At 63.7% G+C, this 3,019-nt stretch carries 2 protein-coding genes and 1 pseudogene; all 3 read right to left on the bottom strand.

Annotation, left to right across the window (positions count from 1 at the left end):
• Positions 1 to 512, bottom strand: a 512-nt coding sequence (locus Q0J75_RS12340) for a hypothetical protein (RefSeq protein WP_297201789.1), incomplete at its 3' end; no start/stop codon positions are given.
• Positions 513 to 637: 125 nt separating this feature from the next.
• Positions 638 to 1,051 (bottom strand): hypothetical protein, encoded by a 414-nt coding sequence (locus tag Q0J75_RS12335; RefSeq protein ID WP_297201786.1) that lies wholly within the window; start codon positions 1,049 to 1,051, stop codon positions 638 to 640.
• A 12-nt stretch (positions 1,052 to 1,063) separates the two neighbouring features.
• A pseudogene (locus Q0J75_RS12330) lies at positions 1,064 to 3,019 on the bottom strand (hypothetical protein); the annotation flags it as partial.

The raw sequence follows: 3,019 nt of genomic DNA, 5'->3' as shown, positions 1-3,019 counted from the left end.
CCTAACCCGCCTATCCCGCAAAGTGCTGGGATAGTTTCTTTCGGACGATAGCCTTCTGGTAATGTGGCAACATGGTTCTCACCCGTAACCGTACCACTAATGTACTGTGCGCTTAAAGTAAGCACTACAACATTATTTTGCATCTTGAAGTAGGTAGACCTGTCTACATTTGTCCATCCATCCACTAAGGGCAAATCGGACTCCTCCGGCGGGGTTGCTGTGGCTACTTTAAGCAGGCTCGTCCAGCCCACCGGCTGGCCGCTATTATTGACCCGATAGTATAACCCTTCATTTTCGGCCCCATAAAACTGTAATACTCGCCATTGATTAAGACCTACGACGGTTAAATAAACACCACCATCGCCGTTTACTATACTCAACCCTTGGGGATAATCTGCTGGAGTAGATGCACCGTCCGGTATGTCCAGCACTGGATATCTATCCGCCTTATTCAACAAAGCCGCAAAGATATCTCGTCTCTGCCCCGTCGGATCATAGACCGCTGCCACCATGTCACCGGAGCCGTCCCCGCTGGGGCCAACAGGGCCGGGCGGACCAACAGGACCAGGTGGTCCCACAGGGCCAGGTGGACCATTTGGCCCTGCGATTGGAAATTCACTGAGAAGCGCCATAACGCCTAAATCCCTCCTGTCTGCGCCGCTACCCTGTCCAGCAGCGTGTCGATCTCTTCCCCGCCGTACTTGCTCACATACCCGCCATCCCCCTGGACGGCGTCCTCCAGGTAGTCCATCCGCTCCTCCAGGTCCTCCAGCCGCTCCAGGCCGGACAACGTGACGGTGATGGGGATATCCACCGACGGCAGCACGCCGTCCGCCACGATGGTGACCGTGCCCCCGCCCTGATCCGTCTTGCGCAGCCGCGCCATGGCCGCCGCGTACCACTGCTCTGAGGTGATCCCATCGGACAGGCCCACATATCCGTCCACCGTCTTACTTTGTACGATGCTCACAGGCACCGTCTGCCTGTAGGGGGCCTGTGTCCCGCTCCATCCCCTGGCCAGCAGCACCGCCTGTTCCACGCTCTGCCCCATTTCAGACTCCTTTCACACCACAAAGATCCTTTTCCCGTTTACAAAAAAGGGCTGCCGTCCCCGGCCCCAAAACCGGCCGGACTTTACCACGGCTGGTTTCCGGTAATAGAGCAGAATCCCGCCTATGCCGCCCTTTCCGGCGGTTCCGCCCGGTCCCGGCGTGCCGGGCTCATTTTTCAGCAGATAGCCGTCCGCCGCGTTGGAGCCGCCGCCCTGGCCACCGGCGCCGCCTCCTCCATGCCCGGCATGACCGCCCCCTCCGATCTGGGTGTTTTGCTCCGGCGTGACCGGTCCCGCGCCATCGCCGCCCCGGCCCACCTGGGCATATCTGCCGGTTGCCGGGGGCGCGTCCCATCCGTTGCTGCCGTTGCTGCCCGCCGCCGGTCCTCCGCCAAATCCGCCGCCGGCGTTACCCTGATTTCCGACGCCCCGTGCGCCGGGGGAAAAAGAACGTCCCTGGTACAACACACTTTCGCCAGGGTCCACCTGCCAGTCCTGCCCCGTACTGGTGGCGCCGGACCCCCTTCCGCCCTTTACGCCGGGCCGTCCCGGCTGGGCGTAGGCAACGTGATGGACCGGGTCAATGTAGCCCCCCTCCAAAACCGAGCCGCTGGCGGAGCTGAGCGCCCCGAATGTGGTGGGCTGGGCCTGCTGGCCCGCCGATGACGGTCCGCCTCCCGCTCCGCCGTCCGGGCAGAGATAGGGGATCTGCTGGCCCGGCGTCACAGACAGCGTGGTCTGGAACACCTTGCCAGGCGTTCCCGGGGTGCCCGGCTCGCCACCGTCTCCCGGCAGGCCGGCGGTCAAGTAGTGTACCGTTTCCGATCCAACCGCATAACTGCCGTAACCATACGCCCCGCCTGGAGAGCCTGGCTGTCCGCCGCTCCCGCCGGTTCCGGGGCCAATGAGCACCACCGTCACGCTGGTGACGCCCTCCGGCACGGTCCAGACCCCGCTGCCGGTCAGCACCTGCACATAGTCGTAGTAGGTCTGGCTCTCGGGGGACTTGGGCCGGTAGCCCACAACCCCCGTCTCCTGGGCCTTCAGCGTGCCGCTCATGGCCAGCTCCGCACTGGTCAGGCACACCTCCGCCATTCCGCCGTAGGGGTGGGCGATCCGCATCACGTCCCCGGCCCGCTCGCCGGCCCATACCGTATCCTGCCGGATGGTCTCGGTATGGGCGTACCAGTCCGCCAGCCGCTCCGCCACCCCCACCGCGTTCACCAGGGAGACAAGCCAGGCCTCCTTCACCGACACGTCGCTGCCGTTGTCCGTCACCACACGGGTCACATCCCTCATGTTGTGCAGATACCGGGTGCCCGTAAGGGTCCCCGTTCCGGCGGACAGCTTGGCATAGTTACAGTTGCTCTCCAGGATGGTAAAGCCGTTGGCCCTGAGGTCATAGACCGGCTGGTCAAAGCGGATGATGTCCCCCTCTCCGGCGGCGCCGTCAAAGAGGGAGACGCCGGTCTCTCCCCCAGCCGTCCAGACGTGCTCGGTGACGATGACCCGCCCCACCGGGGCGCCATATTCCACCGACCCGCCCGTATAACAGCGGTCCCCGCTGCGCACCCAGCCCACGCCGCTATAGAGGCTGGTGACCCGCAGGCTGCCGTCCGCCAAGGTCTTGAGGGCCGCCCCGATGGCAAAGAGCACCTGAGACAGGTTGTCCCGGGCCGTGGCGATGGGCAGCCAGCCATAGAGCCTGTAGTCCCGGAAGATGGTCTTGATTTGGACGCTCACCCCTGTACCGGCACAGATCTCCCGGATGATCTCCTCCGCTGTCTGCCCGTCGTACATGCCGCCATAGTGGGTTTTGCCCATAAGCAGCCCCACGGCGGAGAGCACGCTGAACCGGTAGGACCGCTTTCCCACCCGGTCCACGCTCTGGACATAGAAGGTGCCCAGCTGCCGGTCCCGGTAGTAGTAGACCAGCTTATCGTTGGGGATGTAGTGGGTCAGGGAGGT

Source organism: uncultured Flavonifractor sp., assembly GCF_944385615.1.
Lineage (GTDB): Bacteria > Bacillota > Clostridia > Oscillospirales > Oscillospiraceae > Flavonifractor.
The sequence above is the reverse complement of the archived record's forward strand: the minus strand, read 5'-3'. Positions and strand labels throughout refer to the sequence as shown.

Bases quoted from the DNA above. Each gene is read 5' to 3' on its own strand.
- Q0J75_RS12335 (WP_297201786.1), bottom strand. From the start codon at position 1,051: ATGGGGCAGAGCGTGGAACAGGCGGTGCTGCTGGCCAGGGGATGGAGC.